General features: G+C 52.4%; 1 protein-coding gene. It reads left to right on the forward strand.

The window, feature by feature from the left end:
- A partial coding sequence (locus SB754_RS22240) for a hypothetical protein (protein WP_410784453.1) occupies positions 1-195 on the forward strand: 195 nt, incomplete at its 5' end.
- Positions 196-246 lie beyond the last annotated feature (51 nt).

Genomic DNA, 246 nt, shown 5'->3' on the forward strand with positions numbered 1-246 from the left:
GCCGGTGAAAGCAAAGAAAAATGGAGTCTCGGAAACGGCATCGGACCCACTGGACTCATCGTCGGCATGAATGCCAGCATTAAAGATGGCGTCCAAGTGTTTCAGTACACGCTGAACCTCGACCCACGGAATTACACCCCAGAGAACATAGAAAATATACGCAGTACCGGCCTCAGCCGGCGAGTAGTCAACTGACCGCGCACATTTACGACCGACGCCATGTCAATCGAAACCAGACGATGACTC

It is taken from the genome of Leifsonia sp. SIMBA_070 (genome assembly GCF_046534635.1).
GTDB lineage: Bacteria > Actinomycetota > Actinomycetes > Actinomycetales > Microbacteriaceae > Leifsonia.